Below are 21,424 nucleotides of genomic sequence, written 5' to 3' on the forward strand. Positions count from 1 at the left end.
ACCTGAAAGTTAGGATCCAAACTTGTCATCGCGAGGAGGGAGCCCTGCGACTGACGCGGCGCTGTGAGCGCTAGCGAACGAGTACTCCTTGGGTGCGATCTCATGCCGTTGATTCGGCACCTGTATCCGGTCTGACAGCAATGAGATTGCTTCGCTCCGCTCGCAATGACAAGGACGTGAGTTGTTCTCGGTACGTTAGGTGGCCATGCGTTACCCGAAGATTGACCTGTAACGAGGCCGTAGTACTGTGTCACACCTGATTGTTAGGGTACGGAAACCGTCCGAAACGCTGTATCCCAGCCCCCTCCCAAAGAACCTGTCATGGTGAGCGCCCTGACCGCAGGGAAGAAGTGCTTTTAGAGTGCACGCGACGGGCCCAGCCCGGAGCACGTCGAACCATCTCCCCGACGCTCAGCAGGCTCTGATCGATCGAGTGGCCCTGCTCATTTCGAGGGAGATCTTTACTCACTGCGTTCGTCAGTCGCTTCGCTCGTGTCAGGACTCCGCACCTGCTAGACGCAGTTGCTCCGCTCAAGATGACAACATTAAAACGTGGGGCGTTGCAACCCGAAGATTGACCTGTGACACAGTAATAGGACAGCATCAGCTTCATAGAATACAGTTACTGCGCAATCCAATCCGCTACGGGATCAGCGCAGCCCACCTCTTCACATACTGCTTCTTGAAAAGCCATCTGGAAATCAGTAATAGCGTCCGCGTCGTTTTGGATGTCTACCGATTCGCATGTGGGGACGATCAAAAATGTCGTGTAGGCCTCATTTTCGTACCAGTCGAGGCCCTGCGTTTCTACGGTAATATCGGGATCGCAAGCAGCATACCCGACAGCCACATCGGTCCACACCGTCCCTTCTTGAGGGGTGCCTTGTGTATCAAACAGGGTCTCGTATGCATCGGTGTCTTGCGTTTCAATCTGCACTACCGAGCGCATTTGTTCGGCATCGGTGGTATCGGGCACCTCGGCGTGCTGGGCGACATCACACGGAGCACCGCCACACGGACCATCCAACAGGCCAGCCAACTCATTTAGACTGGCTGCATTGGCGAGGGCTTCGGCAGAAGGTTCTTCTTCTACCGCCTCGGGCGCAGGTTCAGGCTCTTCCGCTTCTTCGGGCGCTTCAGGTACATCCGAGGCGCATGCTGAAAACACCAAGATGGCAAACAGTAACAGACCAGACGAGAGGTTCGAAATGCGCGGCATCGACATGAACATGGGCATTCTACTAGGCAGGACGGACAACAGAGGACTTGATGGACAACAGAGGACTTGATAACACCCGCAACTGCTGCAGACGTTGCATTTTCCCTAGTACCAATAGAAGACTACAATAGAAGTCTGCTAGGGACGATACCGCGCCCACCGCATCAGTTCGCGTAGGCTAGGCGGCTTACCATACATGAAGATACCCACTCGATAGATGCGCGCTGCTAACCAGATGGTAGCCACAAAAGAGAGCGCCACCAGGCTCCACGATGTCATAAGCTCCCACATGGCTACGTCGGTAAGTGCCGAACGCAACACCATCAGGATCGGCGCAAAGAGCGGGATAAACGACAGCACGGTTGAGAGTGTACCGTTTGGGTCTTCGATGACGACGCCCAGGAAGAGCAGCGGTAACAAGAGGGGAATGAACACCGGATACATCAGGCTCTGTGCATCTTGAACACGCTCTACAGCAGCCCCTACAGCTGCAAAAAGTCCTGCGTACAGCAGATACCCCCCTACAAAAAATAGAATCGTCCATACAAACAGCGAGAACGGAAGCGAGGGTACAGCAATGCCTGCCGCATCGAGCACGGCTTCTTGTGAAGCATCGGGCGTAAGGTCGTAAGCCGCCGGATCCAAGAACAGCATTAAGATGGGGCCTGCCGCCATGAGTCCGCCCGCAACGAGCACGCCCCATGTGATCATTTGCACGAGTCCCATTGCCCCAATGCCCAGCACCTTGCCCATGAGTAACTGAAAGGGCTGAACAGACGACACCACAATTTCGACAACGCGTGAGCTCTTTTCTTCGATCACGCCTTGCATGACGTACTGTCCGTAGATAAAGACAGCAAAATAGATGACGAAGGCTAAGATGTATCCGATGGCCGAATACATGAACGTTTGATCGGCCTCTTCGCCCACTTCAGTGATGCGCCGAATGTCTACTGAGGTCGACTGCGCCAAGATGGCTTCGATCGACTCGGACATGTCTTCGGCGGCCAGCCGCTCTGTTTCTACGGCTCGTTGCACCAGCATCTGGATTTGCGTGCGCGTGGTCACTCCGCCGCCCTCGCTACGGTAGAATGCCGCCCGGCCTTCGCCATCAAGCAGCTCTGGAGGAAGCATCAAGTACCCACTATACACGCCGTTACGAACTGAGTCGGCCAGCGCCTCGGGCTCTGCTTCGGCTCGCACGAAAGTAAACCGCTCATCCGTCTGTTCCGTAAGGCGAGGCAATAGGCGCTCGCTTTCATCAACTACAGCGATGGGAGCATCTTCCCCACTGTCGATCGCGTAGCTGGTGACCAACACCGGCAATGCGAACAATGCAATCATACCAATAGGGGCCAAGAGCGTAGCCAAGATAAAGGCTTTAGACCGCACGCGACGCCAGAACTCGCTCTTGAAGATGATCCAAATCGGGGGCTGCATAAACCTGTATAAATCGTAAAGGGGAACGGGAAGCGACAAGGGGAGCTACGCGATGGCAGAGCGTTCCTGAGCGTTGCCAACCACATCGACAAAAATCTCGCTGAGCGGCGGCTCTACACGCTCGAAGTGATGCAGCTCATCTACCGTATTGAGCGCAGTATCGAGCACACGACGGGCGGGTGTACCATCGAGGAGGCGAAGTTCAGCGCGGTGCGCACTGCGCGTGAGCACACGCACCGCTCTCTCGGCACTGAGTTGGTCAATAAACGTATCGGGCCCGTCAAACCCAACGATCACGGTATTGCGTCCGAACTGCGATTTCACCTCGCGCAAATTGCCGCTAAGAGCGACCTGCCCGTTCGCCATCAAACAAATATCGTCACAAAGCTGCTCTACTTGCTCCATCCGGTGAGACGCGAAGAGAATTGTACGATCGTCGCGGCGCAGTTCCAAAATGATATCCCGCAACAGCTCCGAGTTGATCGGATCGAGTCCGCTAAATGGTTCATCAAAAATGAGCAGTGAGGGATCATGGAGCAGTGTGGCAATGAATTGCACCTTTTGCTGCATTCCTTTGGACAGCTCATCGACTTTTTTCTCGCCCCAGTCCTGTGCCTCGAAGCGATTGAGCCAGTGTTGAGCCCGTGTTCGCGCCTCCTCCTCGGCAAGCCCTTTGAGTTGGCCCAAATACACCAACTGCTCTTCAACGCGCAGTTCTTTATAGAGACCACGCTCTTCGGGTAGATATCCCATTTGACGTTGGCTCCACGCTCCAACCACCTGATCCTTATACCGTACCGCGCCGCGATCGGGAATCGTGATGTTAGTGATCATCCGGATCGTCGTCGTTTTTCCGGCACCGTTTGGTCCTAGCACGCCCAGAATGCGCCCGGGTCTGGCCGTAAACGACACGTCATGCACCGCTTTGGTGGATCCATACGACTTGTGTACGCCATCAACAACCAGTGTAGCCATCTGCTTGATTTCTAGAGCGAGCCCGCGAGGTCACGAATATAAAACTGCCACGCTTACGCACGTGTAGGGCAACTATAATGTTACATGAGGACCTGAAAAATAGACGGTGCAGACAGCACTACTGCTTGTGTCACACCTGAAAGGTATGGTAGTCCAACATTGTTATCGCGAGGAGGAAGCGTGCGACCGGCGGGACAGTGTGAGCGGGAGCAAACGAGTACTCCTGAGTTGCGACCTCATGCCGTTGCTTGGGCAGCTGCATCTGGCCTGATAGCATGAGATTGCGTCGCTGCGCTCGCAATGACAAGGGGCGGCTTTTCTCGGTCGTTTCCCAAACAGGCGCAACCCAACCATTGACCTGTCACAGCGCACTACACGAGACAATCGTCGAGAAGAAAAGGAGATGCGTGTTTAGGACAGCGGGTTAAGAGTAAAGGACAGCGTACGCTCGACCTGATTGCCACTGGTTTGATCCGTAACACGCACAATGATATCGACTTCGGAAGGGCGGTCGGGCGCAATTTCCTCTAGGTCGATGAGCATATACTCTTCGGTCTGCCGATTTGCGCTTTCGTAGATCGTTTCGGTGGCAGTTTGCTGCACACGAGCACTCCGGATCCACCCCGCAATTCCACCACGAGGCTCGGTAGTTTGCACTTCGTATTCAATAGCATACGCGGTGCGGTCGTCTTCATTGAAAAGCAAGTTGTAAACCTCAAAGTATAACGCGAGCGGCTGATCAGGCGAAAGCGTATCCTTGAGCATTGGTGTCTGATGCTCCCCCATCCATTCCGTTTGTCCTGACGCGTACTGGAGGGGTTTTAAATCGCTCATTTCAAGCCTCTCTGGATCAAGGGTTCGTACTGAATCAACGCGAGCCGTACCGATGCGAGCGATAGGCCCGAGTCCCTCGGTCTCACTAAACAAAAATTGATCCCACTGTAGTCCAATATGATACAACGTCGTGCTGCCCTCCACGTCCAATGTATGCTCGGTTGCTGCATACTGTCCTCCTGTGATTTCTGCAACCGGATGATGATTCACGGTATGCACTTCGTTCTCATATGCTTGATTGCGTTGCATAGCTGAGGCACGAACCAGGAAGCCTTCGAACCGCCCCTCCAACGCCGCAATGGCTTCAGACTGTCCTTCGGTGAGGGCAAGTTGTTCGTTCGGCATTTCCCAGTACACCTCGGTACGCGTAGTTCCATCCTCGCCCAAGAAACGAACCGTACGGTGGTTAACATCCAAGTCACCTACATGGTCTAACACTTCAGAGTGAGACGCAGGGACAGACTGCTCGCGCTGTCGTTGCGCTTGCTGATCCTCAATTCGGCTAGTCTGCAGGACCTGGCGCACCATTGACACCGGCGATTCCACTCCGCCTGCTGGATCTTCGTAGACACGGCGACTTTGCCCAAATCCATCGCCGACTTCTTGCTCTGTCCGATTTCCTGAAAACGTCTGCCCCATGTCTTCCATCATGGCAAAGCTTTCTTGGAGGTCGGTGTAGTTGGCGATACTGCTGTAACGTGCCCCAAAATTGCTATGCTCAGACGCCAACTGCCGGTAGATGTGCTGCATAGCGTACATCGCACTGTACGCATGATTGGCCCCGCGATCGCCTTGGAATCCGCTGCGTAAGCGCTGCGGAAGCAGATCCCGAGTCGTACCCTCCCGATAATACGGACCGCGCTCTACGAAAATGTAATATGCATTTCGGTCAATGTGGTCATAAAACCAAATTTCGTGGTCTGGAAAGTCGTTTGGGCCAACAAAAATCCCAAAACGAAAAACCTCGCTCTGGAACGTATAGTCCGTGTAGTCGATCTCTGTTGAGCGGGCTGGAGTTCCAAACCGCACATACGTTTCGCCGCGGTCATCAAGTCCGGTTGGACGACGTTCGTGGCCGTAGTGCTCTTCTGCAACAGCTATGCGGCGCACATGCTCTTGCACACGCTCATTTTCTCCTGTACTGGGCAACGGGTCTTGACTGCGGAGCCATTTCGTTAGTTCTGCCCCCACTTCTTCACTGGGAAACGACCACTTAGCCAACTCATCTGCCGCTGTATCCCATGCCAGTTCATGGCGCACCTCATCTGGAAGGACCAAGCGAAGCTGTGCCACATGCCGAGCCAGGATTTTGTGCTCCTTGTCGGAAACAGATGTGCCAACGCGCTCGATAAGCGCGGTGTAATACTGGACAGCCTTCTTCCAGTCGGGTTCTGCACTCTCATCAATCGTTGTCTGCAGTGCCGATTGTAAATCGCTCACACTTGGTTTTGTATAGGCCTCCTCAGGTTCAGTATCCGTTGCTTGCGCACTCACTGCAACTGCAGAAAGCCCCCAGCCAACAGTAAACGCTACCAGAATGACTAAGGTAAACCAACGTGCCCACTTCATGATAGTCATGGCGGTAATCATAGCGGAAAACCCTACCTGACGCTAAGCGAAATATCGCAACGATGTACAAAGAGGATATGTGAGACCTGCTCTGGACCCTGCTTAACGATTCTGAACGGATCAGGTTCACACTCATATCACAAAACAGGTCCATCAGGTTTTTGTCTATCTCCTCAGCTAACACGTTTCATGGCTACCGTCTTTTCTTCTTATTGCTCTCTGGTGCTCAAGCGTTATAGACATGCATGTCTTCTACTCCTGGTCATTGGATTATTGGCAGGATGTGCTAGCCTGAGTTCCGACCGAGCAGGCTTACCCTCTGCGTCAACGTTTACGAACCTTTCGCTTCCCACTGAGCGAAACGTGTCTCACCCCGACAGTGCACGGTACGCCAGCGATGAACGTCCGTCATATACAGCACTCATCGTAGAGGCATCTGCCCAGATGCGACGCAGTTCAGACACACGCATTTACGAAGGACAACGTCATATTACGTTCGCCACGCTCTGGAACCGTGATCTTGCTTATGCCGAGCTGGAGCACGAAATTGGCGTTGGAGACCTTTCCGAAGACACAGCTACTGACATCACCGAACGGCACCTGGCACAGTACGACGAGCTTGTACGCATCGACATCCACACGTTCATTACGCGACAAGCCTCTGATGCCATGCGGCGCGCAAACTTTTCCGGACCGGGGGCTCGTATTGAATTGCGTGATGCCTATGGGCGGACCTATCGTGCCCATCGCGTTACAACGAGCACCACAGAATCGTATACGCATGCCAGCGGCGATCCAGGGGTATACTACCGCACTAATCGTGCATACTTCCTACGTAACACCGAGCATGGGGACTTGTTAGACACCACCAGTCTACGTCTTTCTGTTCGTCCTGCTTCATCTTCGTCGCAGTTAGAGTTTCGATGGCAATTGCCTACGAACCAACTCTGACCTACTCTTTGGAGACCATAACACATAAAAAACGCTCGACCTCCTCAAAGGAAGCCGAGCGTATTGTTACACGGCATCGCAGTACGCGTACCACGGGCCAACCGAGCGCATTAGACGCGTTCCACGTTCAGCGCGTTGAGGCCTTTCGGAGTTTGCTCCGTATCAAACTCAACCTCGTCATCGTCCTGAAGCGGACCGTTGACCTCTACATCTCTTATGTTCGACGCATGGACGAATACGTCCTTCGTGCCATCGTGTGGGGCAATAAAGCCAAACCCTTTCTCGGCACTAAACCATTTGACAGTTCCTTGTGGCATATCGGTGTTGGTGTTGATGAGTGCACAGTCGACACTGCATTGCGCAGCATCAGTCGCGACATACAGTGATTTTATTCCATAAATTGCAACCCTCTATCTACATGGCTTGTTCGCATCCTCCATGTGGTTTTCGTATGATGTATACTGCAGTTTAATGACACCGCCCCTTCCCGCTGATTCTATGATGGACAATTCCTCCGCCTTAACAATGCAAACCGTCTGGATCACAGGCGCCTCGTCTGGTATTGGTGAAGCGCTAGCCTACGCGTGGAGCGCCCGTGGCGCTGAACTCATACTGTCGGCCCGTCGTACCGATGCGCTCCACGCCGTGCGTAAACGCTGCACAGCACCCGATCGTCACCACGTGGTGCCCCTTGACCTTAGCGATCCCGATTCGCTGCATGACGCCACCGAAACCGTTCTAAGCACCTGTGATACGGTGGAGGTGCTCATTCATAACGGGGGAATCAGCCAACGGGCTCGGGCGGTGAACACCAACCTCTCCGTAGTTCGACGCATTATGGAGGTTAACTTCTTTGGTGCCGTGACCCTCACCCAGGCTCTTCTTCCTCAGTTTATTGAGCAAGGGCATGGCCACATCGGTGTGGTAAGTAGTGTGGTGGGCAAATTCAGCACGCCAGGGCGCACCGCCTATTCGGCCTCAAAACACGCACTGCATGGCTATTTCGATGGACTCCGTGCTGAAGTGCATGACCAAGGTCTGCGCGTCACACTTGTTTGCCCGGGGTACGTACGCACCAACGTGTCGCGCAATGCACTGACCGCTGATGGCTCTCCATACGGACGCGAGTCAGCCTCTATTCGCAATGGCATTACCCCCGATCAATGTGCCGATGCCATCATTCAGGCAATCGAGGATGAGCGCGATGAAGTGTATATTGGTGGACTTGAAACATATGCGGTGTATCTGAAGCGCCTGTCGCCTGCACTTTTCAATCAGATCATCCGGCGCATAGACACGACCTGATCTACCGCACTCGCTTTCGCTGTCAAACCAAAGCCCAAACAAGTTCTAAAACGGAGCCCCACCGCGCGAGCCGCCACGTCCGCCATCGAGGAGGCTCCCGGCGCCTCCAAGTCGTCCTTGACTTTCATCACGGGGCACATCAAGACGCAGAAGGTTTCGAAGTTGTCCCGACTTGACGTTGAGGCTGAAGCTGTAAGACTGGAACTGCCCAAATGGGGCCCAAGAGAATGACATCTCCCATGCGCCCAGATCGCGATACACAGAGAGCTGCGTGGAGGCTATTTCTCGCTCAACAATATCGTATCCTGTACGCCCACTCACGCTCCACTTCGGGGTGAGCCCTACCGTAAAGTTACCATTCACTTCTGCACGCTGGGTAGACTCCACAAACTGGCGACGATACCGATACGAGAAGTCCCAGTCGAGCGACCACGGAATGGAGCCACTCGCTTCATCCCCTGGAGCTCCTCGTGTTGACCCGGGCTGCGACCGTTGTCCTGTCTGGCGGCCCTGCATTCCTCTTCGGGGCGGTCCTTGACCACCTCGCCCCATACTAAAGTCGCCACTCAACGAGGCGCGAAAGTTGGTAAGCCGCACAGGAGTAAGCGGATTGCTGCTGACCATGTATCGATCTACAAGCTCAAAGCGCTCGGTACCATTATCCTCAATACGAACAAATTGATAGGGGGAAAACGTAGTGCGTAGATTGATCCGGAAGTCGCTCACCGTAGTACGCGCATTCATGTTGATGTCGCTCAGCTTCAGCGAGTCGGCCGCTATATTGTAGGACGAAGATGCATTCAGTCGCAAAAGCTGTATCGTGTTTTCTTCGGTGGCTCCGGTCGAGTCGACGCGCACACGCTTCGTTTCAAACTGATTGTTCACGCTGAAGCTTAGACTTTGCTGCTCGACACTGCCTTGCACATCCCGTCCTGTAAAGATATCATAGCGCTGCTCGGTGCCGTCCAGATCCGAAATGTAGGTGCGTGTACGTCCCCAGCGCGGGTCGTTAAAATCGGGCTGGTAGCTGTACGAGATAGACGGCTGTACCCGATGACGCAACCCACGAAAGGGGCCGATTTGTCCTTGAAAGAGCCCGAAAAATTCGGTGCTTAAGCTCACGCCGGTAGAGAAGTCGTGCCGCGCTGCAAAACCTGCCTCGCTGCGTGTATCAACTCGGGTTTCTACGGGGGTGCCAACGCCAGCTTCCAGGTCATCCTCATCGGTTTCTAACGAATCAACAACCAACTGCTTGCGCTGTGTGCGAATGACCCAATCGGAGCTGTAATCAAAACGAGGGGTGATGCTCAGGTTGTATTCATTGATGCGAAAGGAAGCGTTCACCGGAATGCTGTGACTGGCCTCGATATCAAATGGATCAGTGCGGTTCTCGTCTCTGTGGCCTTCGCGATACGCACTTGGCGAAAACATGGCCTCATACCACTCAATATCGGTTTCCTCGGTAGGGTTGTACACAAACGAATTGCTAAGCGAACCTCGATAGCTGGTGGTGATGCGCTCGTACCAGGCTTCATCGGTTCCTACGCGATCGCGCTCAAACGGCTTGAAGTTACGCTGCCGAAAGCTGATGTCCGGCAGAGTGATCCGCACATCCCCCGATTCAAGCTGCTGCCGCTGGCTTGCATTAACAGTGAGGTTGCGTCCACTACCGGGCCACTGCTGCCGGTACCGCAGATTGGAACTCACCTCTTGACGCACCGCCTCGTTGTAGTTGGTGGTGTTGCTACGCGTGAAGTCGGATGAGGTGGCCAGGTCTACACTGCCACGAAGCGAAGAGGTTGGCGTAAGGTCTTGGTTATGACTCCACTGCAGACGTCCATCGCGCTGCTGTCGAAAGTCCGGGTCTTCGGGCTGTCCAAACCGCTCAAAAAGCAGCCGCAGCCGCAGGTCTCCGTCGTAATGATACCGTCGGTTATACCGAAACCGCGGGTTGATCTCAAAACTCCCGCCCGACCACACCCCGCCCTCAATGGTAAGATCCGTGAACTCATTCATGGCAAAGTACCATCCAAAATCTCGAAGGTAGAAACCACGATCATCCTCTCCGTAGGTGGGTGGTAACGGACCGCTACGGCGTTCTTCGGTATAGGGAAGCATCCCAAACGGCAGCCAGAACGGTGTAGGGATATTGAAAATATAGAGCTGAATGGGTCCAGTATACACCCAGCGCTCGTCAACCACTTTCATTTGGGTGGAGCGGAGCGAGTATGATGGGGTGACGCCGGGTGGACGCCGATCAGTGGTGTAAATGCCATCGGCGATGAACGAGGTGCCTTCCTCAAATCGTTTGATGACGCCTCCTTCGATGAGGCCATCGCCCTCGCTGGTGCGCGCCTGCACGACGCGTCCCCGTTGTGAGCGCAGATTAAATGCAAGCTCGGCCCCGGTAAACTCGTCTCCATCCCCGCGGTCAAATACGGGATGCGGACTTGCTGCAGTATCGGAAGGCGGACCGCTGGCGTGCATCTCATCGCGCCCGAAGAAGTACGTGATGGTTTGGGCCTGCAGCGTGTTAGACTCGTAAACGGCTTGGGCTTCCCCATGCAGCGTGCCAGTGTCTTCAGCGTCATCTCGAAACGAGAGGATGAGCGAGTCGCGCGCCGTCAATTCAACAGGCGCATCCAGGTCTCCCTCCTCTCCCGATGGAGATGGAGCATCGGGTGTGGCTCCTACCATATCGGGGGCATCAACCGGCTCTTGCGAAGGCTGCTCGGCTTCTGTCGTGTCTGCTTCTGTCGTGTCTGCTTCTGTCGTGTCTGCTTCAGGAGCACGTTCTTCGGCGGTTTCGGTGGTATCAACACGGATGAGTTCGGACGCACTGGACGGTCCTGATGCAACAGAAAACGGCGTTCCCCCTACCAAGAGCAAGAGCAGCACAGCGCAGATCACAAAAAGGCAGGGACGGTACATCATAGCTCCCTACACACAAACACAAAAGCGATACACAGCGGGCAGGCGACGTTAGGTTTGCTCGGCAGCACGAAAGGCAAGACGAGCGGCTCCGAGGAGGCTGGCTTCATTCCCTAATTGTTCTTGCTTTACAACCAGGCCATCGCGCAAACTGGGAACGACGTGGTTTTCAAGCGCTTTTCGGGCCGGATCCAGCAGGAAATTCCCGGCTTTCGACACACCTCCACCCACTACAATGGTACGAATGTCAAGCAAATTGACGGCTGCTCCTAATGCACATCCAAGCTTGTGCCCGGCCCACGCCAGCATTTTTATGGCTGGCTCGTCGCCTTGCGTAGCGGCTTGATGAAGGGTGCGCGGCGTAAGGCTCGACAGATCATGGTCAGTAATGGTATGGACGAGGCTATCGGGGTGGTGGCGTAGCCGTTGTCGTGCATGCCTCGACAAAAACTGCTGGCCAAGGTATGCCTCTACGGCTCCACCCACGCCCGAGTTGGCCAAGGGGCCTTCATAGTCGATTGTCATGTGCCCGATTTCCCCTGCACCGCCGGTGCTACCGCGAAAAATTTGATTTCGGTAGATGATCGCTCCCCCTACGCCAGTGCCAAGTGTAATCATGAGGAATGAGTCGTAGGAGCGACCGGCACCATAGTAAGCGGACCCCAGCCCTGCCACGTTTGCATCGTTTTCGACAATTGCGTAGGCCAATCCTGTTCGTTCCTGCAAGGCCTTGGCCACGTTGACTACCTTCCAGCCTGGAAAATTTGGTGGATGATGCACCGTTGTACGCGCCCAGTTGATAGCTCCGGGCGAGCCTACCCCTATCCCCACTGGCTTCACATCATGATCTTTTATCAACTCCAATGCCTGACGCGCCATCTGATCAAGTATGGCTTCAGGGCCGTTCTGTGCAGGTGTGGGATGCGAACGTGCCTCAACAATACCATCTGTACGCTCCACCAGCGCAACTTTCAAGTTTGTACCGCCAAGATCAATGCCTAGGGCGTGGGTGCTCATACCAAGAAACTGGATGCAAAAAGAGAAAGCTTAAGCGAGTTATTCGACGCGATACACCGTTTCGTCTGGACGCTGCATACCATACTCTTCGCGGGCAATGCGTTCGATAAGCTCATCGGATAAGTCGTCACTTAACTCTTCTTCGAGCTCATTGATGCGCATTTGCAGCGCTTCGTTTTCTTCCGTGAGCTGCTGGTGCTCTTGATACCACTGTATACGGTTCATGACACTGTGGCTGTCAATAAACATCAGCCACGCAGCAACAAATACCACGGCAAGCCCAATGCTCCAACGTTTTACAGCACGTAACGACAGCAAAAGGGGCATAGCGTACGGAAGGCGTTCAGGTCACAGATCCTGCGATGGATGCGGCGTGGGACCGTGCAAGCCAGTCCCTTCTAAATGGAGGGACTGGCTTGGCCCACACGACCGGCAGTTACCGGACTGTGTATCTCTGGGATCGTAATGGACGCGCATCGGGATTTTAGGCGCGCGTAAAGGCACTGCGTCCCGGATAAACTGCCGCATCGCCCAGGCTTTCTTCGATGCGAAGCAGTTGGTTATACTTCGCAAGCCGATCGCTACGGCTGGCCGAGCCGGTCTTTATTTGGCCTGTGCCCAAGGCTACGGCAAGGTCTGCAATAGTCGTGTCTTCGGTTTCGCCCGAACGATGGCTGACTACGCTCGTGAAGCCGTTTTCGTGTGCAAGCTGGATGGCTTCGACCGTTTCCGTAAGCGTGCCAATCTGATTGGGCTTAATCAAGATGGAGTTTGCGGCCTCGTCATCTATCCCACGCTGCAGGCGCTCGGTATTCGTTACAAACAGATCATCACCGACCAACTGCACCTGATCGCCAATGGCACTCGTCAGTTGCTGCCAGCCGTCCCAGTCGTCTTCATCCATTGCGTCCTCAAGCGACACGATGGGGTACTTCTCTACCCACTCACTCCAGTAGGCCACCATGTCTTCGGCACTACGTGGGTTGTCAGGATCGCTTTTCCAGAATACATACTGGCCATCTTGATACATTTCGGCAACCGCAGGATCGAGTGCTATAGCCAAGTCGGTTCCAGCGCTATAGCCAGCGGCTTCAATTGCTTCTATGACGCGTTCAATAGCCTCCTCATTCGAGCTTAGATCGGGCGCAAAACCGCCTTCATCGCCTACCGCCGTGCTGTATCCGTTGTCAGAGAGCACGCGCTTCAATGTATGAAAGACCTCAACGCCCATCCGAAGTCCTTCCGAAAAGCTACTCGCCCCTACAGGAGCAACCATAAACTCCTGCATATCCACACTATTGTCAGCATGATGGCCGCCGTTCAGAATATTCATGAGCGGAACGGGCATGCGACGGGCCAGTCCTCCACCAAGGTAGCGGTACAAGGGCAAGTTGTGGTGCTGCGCTGCGGCTTTAGCAACGGCCAACGATACGCCCAGGATAGCATTGGCTCCTAGATTGGACTTGTTCGACGTGCCATCCAAGTTCAGTAACGCCGCATCGATGCCGTGTTGATCGCTGACGGGGAAGCCGTGCAATTCGGAGGCTACGGTATCGTTGACATTGGCTACAGCTTGCTGAACCCCTTTTCCCATATACCGATCGGTGTCGGAATCACGAAGCTCAACAGCCTCATGCACTCCTGTAGAGGCTCCACTGGGCACGGCAGCACGTCCGCGGATGCCTGAGTCAGTTGTCACGTCTACTTCGACGGTAGGGTTACCCCGGCTATCGAGAACCTGACGAGCCGTAATGCGATGGATTGTGGACATAAGCGAACAAGATTGCAGGAAAACAGAACGGATAAGGGTATCACTGCCCATAAGAACGGCATCAGCATGGGCAATAACAAGATGTGTGGCACGCTACAGATACGAAAACGTGCCTAATACGCAACCTCGCTATGAGCTTGGAGGCATGGTCAGAAAGCCTACAGCCGTTACGATGCGGATTCGCTCTTCGTCTCCCCCGAAGCAATGAACTGCTTTCGCATTGCGCGCACGTTCCTAAAAACACAAGCGGGTCGGCACGAAGAAGCACCGACCCGCATTACTAAGATGTAGCATCACTTTTCTACGTCAGTTGGGAGTGACCTCCGCATCGTACGATCTCTGACTGCGTGATGCAGATTGCCGCGGTTTTTCAGCATCGTTAGCGGCGCACGATCGTGGTTTCGTTGATCCACGAGTAGCACCCGGAGTCGACGGTAAACGACTCTCCTTCCGTCCAGTCATCACGGTAGAAGATGTCTTCTGAACGCGGAAAGACCTCACGATACGTGTTGATTCTGCTCTCGGCACGGCTATTGGAGCCTCCATCTGCTTCTATCGCTTTCTGAAACTGATCGACAGCCACCCAATAGACCGCACGATCAGAGCGCCCCATTTCTCCACCTGAGCACTCTGAGACGGCATCTACGTACAGATCACCAATTGCGATATACGCTTCAGCAAACGACTCATCTTTGTCGATTGCATTACGGTAGTATGTCCGTGCATTCGACAGTTGCCCCAAGCTCTTCTTGGCCTCTCCCATGTTGAAGTAATCTGAGGCGCTGAAGGTCGCCCCTTTCTCCTCGGCTCGATCAAACATCTCGATAGCTCCTTCGGCGTCTCCATCTTCGATACGTAGATCAGCGATGGCAAGCAGGACCTCTGCAGGCGGATCTCGCTCAATGAGATCATTGGCTAGCTCATTGGCTTTCGTAAACTCCCCGCGATCTACGTAAAGCTCAAAGAGCGTGATAACCGAGTCGATATCTTCAGGATTTTCCTCGACAACGCCTTCTAAATGCGACATAAGGGCGCGAGGGTTGCGATCGAAGATACGGCTCCGCTCACGATCAACGATTTCCATCACCTCCGCATCGTCTCCGCGTAGTTCTTCAGCTAGCCCCATGAACGCGATGGCATCTTCTGGGTCGCCCCGATCGAGATACTCTTCAATGATCACATTGACGAAGTACACATCAATGCGCTCGGGGTCTAGGTTAAAGGCACGCTCATAATGCGTTGGGGCATTATCAAGATTTTCTGGGATGGACTCCAGCTCGCTTCCGTATTGTTCGAGAAAACGGCCTTTGCGCATCTCCCAGCGATACTCATCGTACTCGACCCCTTGTTCATCGAGTTCAGCCTGAGATGTTGCAAGCATGACCGCAGCCGAGTCGAGATACGCAATGCGCTCACTGTTGTCCTCGGCATTTTCCGCTAAGCCGGTGTACAAATCAACGGCACGGCGATAGTTGCGGTCATCGTCCCGCGGAGCAGTAGGAGCATGCTCTAGCATCCAACGAAGCCGTGGAGCCGCACTTTCAAAGTTCTCATTGCGCAAGTTCTCCCAGTAGAGGCTGTAGTTGCGCAGAATTTCGTTTTCATCGGGGCCATCCTCATCGTTTGCTTCTTGGGCAGCCACCGAAGTGGGGAGGGCAGCACTTAAAACCAGTGCAATTCCCAAAAGCAAGATCGTGGCGAACGTGCCGGCGGGCCGAGAGTGGGGGGCAGAATACATCGGGGAGTGTAGTTGTTAGTGGACAGGACGTTACACTTTGCTAAACACTACGGATTTAGTACGAAGGCGTCAAGGAGGGTATGCAAAGGAGCTATCTCCTTTCTATATGTGCCGCCTGGTCTGTTGTACACTTCGTCAATGCAACGGATCAGCGTCGTACATCGACAGCCTGCTGCCATCTTATTCAGGCAACACGGCCAATGACGCGTGTTTTGCCTTGATGAAGCACCACAAGTTAACGGAGGCGGCGTTGCTGGAACCACCGTTCGCCAATGCTTACACGGGCTGATACTCCGTAGTAGGTATCTTGCACCAAGCCTTGGCTGGTCGTTCCTTGCTGGCCTACATTAGCAGATAGATCAATCCGCGTGCCAGAAGCGGCAGTGGGAAGGCTTATCCCGATTCGAGCCTCCACCGCTTCGATTGTTGTAGAGGCGTTGGGCGATACATAAAGCTGCTCATACGATACACCAAGCCGATAAGCGACACGAGACAGATAGCCGCGCATCGTGTCGTCTCCGGCGGGCGTCCACTCCAGTCCCGACGACACGCGTACCCGGTCGTTGAATGTATCGGTACCTCCTACAGGAAATGGGCGTCCACTGCTGCTACCGATGGTACTTGATGCACTACTCCACGGTGCATACACGCCGTCTGCTGTTAGCGTTAGCGCAGAACTTGGGGAGTAAGCGAAGCCTACTTTGGCTGTCCAAGGCATGTCGAGGGCGCCCTCTGACGATGTGCTGAGGGTATCTTGGTCGAGGCTTTCGCCCAATGTGCGTGTTTGCTCTCCTGACAGTTCGGTAGGGAGCGTAAAGGCCGCCCCTATCATGAAGTTGTCATCGTCACGAAGTGCATCGCTAAACGTGAGGTGAGCCCCTAAGGTGCTCGTTAGCGCAGTAAGGCGAATTCCTTCCGTGACGACCGCATCTTCGAGTCCGCCGGCTTCAAATGTAGTGCTGCGGCGCGTTTCGATGGTTCCAAAAATGTAGTCGAGGCTCGCCCCTACACTCAAAGCACTATTGATGCGGTAGCCGAATCCGCCTGTAATTGTTTGCAGGCCTCCGCGCCCTTCAAACTCAACATTGTAATCGATAGGATCGCCCCCACTTGTACCCGGATCGAAGGAACCACTGCTAAGGGCACGAAAGTCAGATCGCGTTGTGGGTGCAAAGCCAAAGGCAACCCCTAGCTTTTGATCTTGCAGGGGAAAGCTAAATTGAAGTCCCTCAAACGTACCAGCGGTGAGGCGACTATCTGGCTCATCGGTGCCGCTTGTTGATTCAAGTGTGCGGTAGCGGGCCCCAAACGAGGCACGTGTAAGCACTTGATCGCTCCACAGCGCGGGATTGCTGAAGTTAGTGTAATTGAGCGACCGCAGGGCAACACCTGGCCCGCCCATTGTTTCAGCTTGCGACGAAGCAAACGGCTGAATTTCACCGAGGCCAAAACGAGAATAAATAGATCCATCGCCAGAGGACTGCCCCCAGGCCGGAAGCGCTCCTCCCAACACGATAAGCAGTCCAACCAACAGTGTTCGAACAGAATGCGTCATAAGGTGAGGGTAGGCAAAAAACCAGTACGAACAAGGAGTGGTAAAAAATCTTACCCCGCAAACCGAAGTTAATGATCGTGCCGCAGGTTTATGTCCATTGGCATCCATCATCATACGGATTGGTGGGGTGCACACAATTTAAGACACGAGCTCGGCAGGGAGCGTATGCACGCAGATCGCGCTAAAACGGTGTAACTGTAAGCGTGGTACGCGTACTTTCTCGCACACGCTCCTCATCGAGATCGTCAGGCGCCACTTTAAACACCGCTGCCCCCAGGTCAAACGTCACATCTTCTCCTCCAACAAACGCTTCAGGGGTTACAAGAAACTGTTGATACGGCGGGTTGCCTTGGAAGCTTTCCTGAAACAGCTGGGCAAAGCTAAAGTCAGCTCCTGCTCCAGGCACACTGAACCGGACCTCTTCATCAGCAGGGGTTACATTGCTACTGAGCACCCCTTCACCGCCATCGGTTAGATCGCCACGGAGCGAATAACTACTAGGCTCCGGTCGAACGAAGTTAGTTGGCGTGTTCTCATATACGATCGTTGTATCAAGCGGCGCGATAAAGGCTGCCTGGTTGACAGGGCTTTCGCGCAAGAGTCCAGCTTCTCCTTCAGGCCACGTACGCAGCCCATCTGTATCGTCAAAATCGTACGAGAAGGACAGAATATCACCGTATCCGTCTTGCACAAGCACCCGATCGTCGGGGAGATCTGGAGTGCCTTCTCGGCTGACGTTTGTAAAGTTCGCTTGTCCTATAAACTGAGTGGTGTCTGCTCCTACCAGCGCCTGCAATTCAGTTGCACTCCGTTCGAATCCTACGGCGGCGTTCCCCGACTCGTGGGCAAGCCGAAACCCATGAAAGGCCTCAGCAAACGCGTCTCCGGCGTCTGTCGTATCGCGCAGTATCGAATCGTTTTCCTGCACCCACTCCTCGGGCAACTCGATGACAACCTCGTCGTCAGTAGGTGAGAAGCTCACGGTCGTCACCAAATCGCCAAAGGCAAACGTAGTATCGGAGCGTGCCTCTAACGGGCTCCACGACTCAGATACATCATACAACGCAAGAGTGAGCGTTTCAGTCGTATCGCCGTATATACTAGTGGGCTCAACAACAAGCGACACCTCTGAAATTGGCCCATCGACGAATGCAGACGACACGTTTGTTGGCTGCAGTACGTTGAAAAACGATTCGGCCTGCGTGTCTCCGACAAGAGGGTCGCTAACACGCCCTGCAAAGAACCGATCTACCCCGCCTTCTTGGAGGGTCCCCCCGGTACGGGGTGCACGGCGTTCGCCGTGTATCGCATTGGGGAGCACGTCGAGGGCCACCGGTTCGCCCCCTTCGAGTTGGTCGTCATCGGGGCCTACGCCTACGCCAAGCCCCGAAGGGTCGTCGTCGCACGCAGCGAAAAGAAAGACAAAGCTACCTATGAGTGCAGCGTACAGAGCCAAACGGACGGTGTGCATACTCAACGAAGAAACGCCGTTATACGAAAGAAAACTCGTGAGACACATGCAAAAAGCCAACACTGAGCGTCTAAGCAGTGCGCGGATTGATGAAGCTCGTCTGCAAACACAAACGAACGGTCAGCAACTCGCGTTTATGGTTGTTCACAATTGAAGGCTGTGTACAACCGGTCCCCCAAACGACACACTGTCGTTGCGGTTCTTGCATGCACCGTGAAGCATACCCGTTTGTGTTCGATGTTGAATCGGCTTTTGTCGCATGCTCAAATGCCACCGACGTACCACAAAAGGATGCTTTCACACTTTGTAACGGATAAGCGTGCAGCAATCGTATGTCAATGCCTACTACTCTGTCACGGCTGAATGTTAGGGGTCGAAATTGTCATCGCGAGGAGGGAGATTGCGACCGACGCGGCGCTGTGAGCGATAGCGAACGAGTACTCTTGGGATGCGACCTCATGCCGTTGATTAGGCGGCTGCATCTAGTCTGACAGCAATGAGATTGCACCCCAAGAGCACTTCCTCCCTGCAGTCGGGGCGCGTCGCTCCGCTCGCAATGACAAGGGTGTGGGTTATTCTCGGTACGTTAGGGGGCCATGCGTTCCCCGAAGATTGACCTGTGCCACAACACTACTTATCGATAAATCTGAAGTGCAGTTGGACTCACATCGTATCTTCGTACAGGGTGAGCAATCGGTTGGATGCGTCATTGGCCGAGAGAAGCATAGCAGCTGCTCCGTCTACATGGGGCGTCTCTTGTAGCGGAACGGTGGCTCCAGCCCGGTTCATTCCTAAGCTTAGATACTCACCGGTTCCCGAATCGATATCTTCGGGTAAGGACCGTGCGTGGGCCGAATCATCAGGGGTGAACACAAAGTGGGGCTGGTGGGTCATGTGCTCATGCCCGTTGTATTCTTGCGAAGCCAACCACGGAAAGAGCGCACTTTGCCACCCAAAACCATGTACAATGTCGGGAATCCATCGTAACGACACAAGCGTTTCGAGAATGGCGCGGTTAAAAAATAAGGCATGGCTTTCTGGGAACGAAGTGCTTCCGGGTGTTTCAGGGATATGCGTGGCATGCTCCATAAAATAGACTTGGACACGCGTATCGGGCACGGAGGCTACCTTTACGGTGCAAGCATCGGTGCCGCCATTGATAGGTACTTCCGTCCCCGAAAGCCGAATCACCTCGTGCAGATGATTACGGCGGTCGCTAATCGCCCCAAACTTCGGCATGAATACGCGCACATCGTAGGGGCCTGCATCTTGCGTTTCTTCAGCCAGCGTACGCACACGGGTGGATAACGGACTAGCTTCGGTGAAAGGCTCCATTTCACCAGTAATGTACAGTAAACGGGTTGGCTGCGCCATAAAACCAAGGATGATGATTGAGTACGCGAGAGCAGATCGGACTCCAGTTGCTCTCTGTGGGGCGAGGCGTGTCACTATATTGTAAAGGAAAATCCCTCCAATTGCAATGCGGATCGGTCCTTGACGCGCAAGGTACACTTTGTCGAACCTTTTATTTCACACGGAAGAAAGATGCTGAATCACCGTTGTTTGCACAAGGTACCTTGATACACCACTTGTTTGCTTCCAGAATCCTCTACTCATTACGCTCTCATTGGTATGTCTATCTCCACGTCTAGCCCTCGCATTCGTCCACTAAGCTACAACCACGGCATCCTCTTTTTTGATGGTGTGTGCACGCTCTGCAATGGCTTTGTTAATTTCATCATTGATCACGACACACGGGGCTATTTTAAGATAGGGGCCTTGCAACAGGATACGGCACGCTCGTTTCTCGACTCTGCAGGGTATGATCCCGATGCGCTAGACAGCCTTGTCCTTGTCGAAAAGGGGCGGGTTTACCGCCAGTCGGATGCGGCTCTTCGCGTTGTCCAACAACTAGACGGAGCGTGGCCGTTACTGGCTGTGTTTGCAGTCTTACCTCGTTCGATCCGAGATGCTATCTACCGTTGGGTCGCTGCCAACCGGTATCGCTGGTTTGGCAAACGTGCACAATGCCGTGTGCCCACCCCTGACCTCGAAAGTCGTTTTTTAGATCCGAGCCCTACAGCACCCTCCAGTTCCGCAAGCCAATAACGTCAATAGGGGAGATGGTTCGACGGGCTTCAGACCCGTTTGAGGCTCTTTGTTTGGACGCTGAAAGTACACCCTTGCTGCAGTCGGAGTACCCAAACCTGTTGGCTTCCCCCCGACTAAAGATCGCACCTGTTTAGCGCGGTTCAATGGCCGCCACCAGACACGAGGTCATATCGTGCTGCAGGTCATCTTAACGCCGCTAGGCGGAAGGATCTCAACGCCCTGCCTACAGGATCGCCACGTTCGGTGCACGCAAGGGGCACCTCATGGACACTGAGCAGCAGCGCCCCCGGCCATCTAGCGCTGAGATGCTTCACTGCGTTCAGCATGACATCTATAGAAGGGTCTCGCGGTACGCTGTATCTGTTTAGCAGGCTTCAATATGTTTAGCGTGGTCCAATGGCCGCCCGGTATATTCGCTCCTGATCCCGGGCTACAAAACGGCACGATGTGAGTACAATCCATACGCTAAACACGTACAAAGCCCATGGGGTTATGGCCCTCTCGCGCTCTCCCAAACCTGTATAAACGCGATCGCG

General features: G+C 54.2%; 16 protein-coding genes. 3 read left to right on the forward strand and 13 right to left on the reverse strand.

Annotated elements, in window-relative coordinates; translation table 11 throughout:
* Positions 1-622: 622 nt before the first annotated feature.
* The 4 genes from ACZ5AL_RS07830 to ACZ5AL_RS07845 all read right to left on the reverse strand — a co-directional run bounded on the left by ACZ5AL_RS07830 (position 623) and on the right by ACZ5AL_RS07845 (position 6,058).
* Positions 623-1,225: a hypothetical protein gene (locus ACZ5AL_RS07830; protein ID WP_464509808.1), complete on the reverse strand. Its 603-nt coding sequence runs from the start codon at positions 1,223-1,225 to the stop codon at positions 623-625.
* Between the two features lie 132 nt (positions 1,226-1,357).
* Positions 1,358-2,659, reverse strand: coding sequence for an ABC transporter permease (locus ACZ5AL_RS07835; RefSeq protein WP_464509809.1), 1,302 nt, complete (start codon positions 2,657-2,659; stop codon positions 1,358-1,360).
* Positions 2,660-2,704: 45 nt separating this feature from the next.
* The gene (locus tag ACZ5AL_RS07840) at positions 2,705-3,634 is read right to left on the reverse strand and encodes an ABC transporter ATP-binding protein (RefSeq protein WP_464509810.1); all 930 of its coding nucleotides are present in this window, start codon (positions 3,632-3,634) and stop codon (positions 2,705-2,707) included.
* Between the two features lie 411 nt (positions 3,635-4,045).
* Positions 4,046-6,058 carry a GWxTD domain-containing protein gene (locus tag ACZ5AL_RS07845; RefSeq protein WP_464509811.1) on the reverse strand — a complete coding sequence of 671 codons (2,013 nt, stop codon included), beginning with the start codon at positions 6,056-6,058 and terminating at the stop codon, positions 4,046-4,048.
* Positions 6,059-6,400: 342 nt separating this feature from the next.
* On the opposite strand from ACZ5AL_RS07845, the gene ACZ5AL_RS07850 reads away from it, so the two are divergent.
* Entirely contained in the window at positions 6,401-6,988 is a 588-nt protein-coding gene (locus tag ACZ5AL_RS07850; protein ID WP_464509812.1) for a hypothetical protein, read from the forward strand.
* A 110-nt stretch (positions 6,989-7,098) separates the two neighbouring features.
* Here the strand turns inward: ACZ5AL_RS07850 and ACZ5AL_RS07855 are convergent, their stop codons facing one another.
* Positions 7,099-7,305, reverse strand: coding sequence for a cold-shock protein (locus tag ACZ5AL_RS07855; RefSeq protein WP_464509813.1), 207 nt, complete (start codon positions 7,303-7,305; stop codon positions 7,099-7,101).
* A gap of 208 nt (positions 7,306-7,513) precedes the next feature.
* Between ACZ5AL_RS07855 and ACZ5AL_RS07860 the strand changes: the two genes are divergently transcribed.
* The gene (locus ACZ5AL_RS07860) at positions 7,514-8,293 is read left to right on the forward strand and encodes an SDR family oxidoreductase (protein WP_464509814.1); all 780 of its coding nucleotides are present in this window, start codon (positions 7,514-7,516) and stop codon (positions 8,291-8,293) included.
* 45 nt (positions 8,294-8,338) lie between these two features.
* On the opposite strand, the gene ACZ5AL_RS07865 is transcribed toward ACZ5AL_RS07860, so the two are convergent.
* The 8 genes from ACZ5AL_RS07865 to ACZ5AL_RS07900 form a co-directional block, all read right to left on the reverse strand.
* The gene (locus ACZ5AL_RS07865) at positions 8,339-11,227 is read right to left on the reverse strand and encodes a putative LPS assembly protein LptD (RefSeq protein ID WP_464509815.1); all 2,889 of its coding nucleotides are present in this window, start codon (positions 11,225-11,227) and stop codon (positions 8,339-8,341) included.
* A gap of 48 nt (positions 11,228-11,275) precedes the next feature.
* Positions 11,276-12,241 (reverse strand): ROK family protein, encoded by a 966-nt coding sequence (locus ACZ5AL_RS07870; protein WP_464509817.1) that lies wholly within the window; start codon positions 12,239-12,241, stop codon positions 11,276-11,278.
* A gap of 39 nt (positions 12,242-12,280) precedes the next feature.
* A complete protein-coding gene (locus tag ACZ5AL_RS07875) occupies positions 12,281-12,568 on the reverse strand; it encodes an FtsB family cell division protein (protein WP_464509818.1) in 288 nt (95 codons plus the stop codon).
* Between the two features lie 157 nt (positions 12,569-12,725).
* Entirely contained in the window at positions 12,726-14,012 is a 1,287-nt protein-coding gene (gene eno, locus ACZ5AL_RS07880) for a phosphopyruvate hydratase (protein WP_464509819.1), read from the reverse strand.
* A 379-nt stretch (positions 14,013-14,391) separates the two neighbouring features.
* Positions 14,392-15,750, reverse strand: a complete 1,359-nt coding sequence (locus tag ACZ5AL_RS07885; protein ID WP_464509821.1) for a tetratricopeptide repeat protein — start codon at positions 15,748-15,750, stop codon at positions 14,392-14,394.
* Between the two features lie 235 nt (positions 15,751-15,985).
* Positions 15,986-17,305 carry a hypothetical protein gene (locus tag ACZ5AL_RS07890; protein WP_464509822.1) on the reverse strand — a complete coding sequence of 440 codons (1,320 nt, stop codon included), beginning with the start codon at positions 17,303-17,305 and terminating at the stop codon, positions 15,986-15,988.
* A 181-nt stretch (positions 17,306-17,486) separates the two neighbouring features.
* Positions 17,487-18,776, reverse strand: coding sequence for a hypothetical protein (locus tag ACZ5AL_RS07895; RefSeq protein ID WP_464509824.1), 1,290 nt, complete (start codon positions 18,774-18,776; stop codon positions 17,487-17,489).
* Positions 18,777-19,439: 663 nt separating this feature from the next.
* Complete coding sequence (locus ACZ5AL_RS07900) at positions 19,440-20,150, reverse strand: glycogen/starch synthase (RefSeq protein WP_464509826.1); 711 nt, start codon at positions 20,148-20,150, stop codon at positions 19,440-19,442.
* Positions 20,151-20,408: 258 nt separating this feature from the next.
* On the opposite strand from ACZ5AL_RS07900, the gene ACZ5AL_RS07905 reads away from it, so the two are divergent.
* Positions 20,409-20,885 (forward strand): thiol-disulfide oxidoreductase DCC family protein, encoded by a 477-nt coding sequence (locus tag ACZ5AL_RS07905; protein ID WP_464509827.1) that lies wholly within the window; start codon positions 20,409-20,411, stop codon positions 20,883-20,885.
* Positions 20,886-21,424 lie beyond the last annotated feature (539 nt).

This window comes from Natronotalea proteinilytica, assembly GCF_055379935.1.

Coding starts and splice junctions, on each gene's coding strand:
- ACZ5AL_RS07830 (WP_464509808.1), bottom strand. CDS start 1,225: ATGTCGATGCCGCGCATTTCGAACCTCTCGTCTGGTCTGTTACTGTTT.
- ACZ5AL_RS07835 (WP_464509809.1), bottom strand. CDS start 2,659: ATGCAGCCCCCGATTTGGATCATCTTCAAGAGCGAGTTCTGGCGTCGC.
- ACZ5AL_RS07840 (WP_464509810.1), bottom strand. CDS start 3,634: ATGGCTACACTGGTTGTTGATGGCGTACACAAGTCGTATGGATCCACC.
- ACZ5AL_RS07845 (WP_464509811.1), bottom strand. CDS start 6,058: ATGATTACCGCCATGACTATCATGAAGTGGGCACGTTGGTTTACCTTA.
- ACZ5AL_RS07855 (WP_464509813.1), bottom strand. CDS start 7,305: ATGCCACAAGGAACTGTCAAATGGTTTAGTGCCGAGAAAGGGTTTGGC.
- ACZ5AL_RS07860 (WP_464509814.1), top strand. CDS start 7,514: ATGCAAACCGTCTGGATCACAGGCGCCTCGTCTGGTATTGGTGAAGCG.
- ACZ5AL_RS07865 (WP_464509815.1), bottom strand. CDS start 11,227: ATGATGTACCGTCCCTGCCTTTTTGTGATCTGCGCTGTGCTGCTCTTG.
- ACZ5AL_RS07870 (WP_464509817.1), bottom strand. CDS start 12,241: ATGAGCACCCACGCCCTAGGCATTGATCTTGGCGGTACAAACTTGAAA.
- ACZ5AL_RS07875 (WP_464509818.1), bottom strand. CDS start 12,568: ATGCCCCTTTTGCTGTCGTTACGTGCTGTAAAACGTTGGAGCATTGGG.
- eno (WP_464509819.1), bottom strand. CDS start 14,012: ATGTCCACAATCCATCGCATTACGGCTCGTCAGGTTCTCGATAGCCGG.
- ACZ5AL_RS07885 (WP_464509821.1), bottom strand. CDS start 15,750: ATGTATTCTGCCCCCCACTCTCGGCCCGCCGGCACGTTCGCCACGATC.
- ACZ5AL_RS07890 (WP_464509822.1), bottom strand. CDS start 17,305: ATGACGCATTCTGTTCGAACACTGTTGGTTGGACTGCTTATCGTGTTG.
- ACZ5AL_RS07895 (WP_464509824.1), bottom strand. CDS start 18,776: ATGCACACCGTCCGTTTGGCTCTGTACGCTGCACTCATAGGTAGCTTT.
- ACZ5AL_RS07900 (WP_464509826.1), bottom strand. CDS start 20,150: ATGGCGCAGCCAACCCGTTTACTGTACATTACTGGTGAAATGGAGCCT.
- ACZ5AL_RS07905 (WP_464509827.1), top strand. CDS start 20,409: ATGTCTATCTCCACGTCTAGCCCTCGCATTCGTCCACTAAGCTACAAC.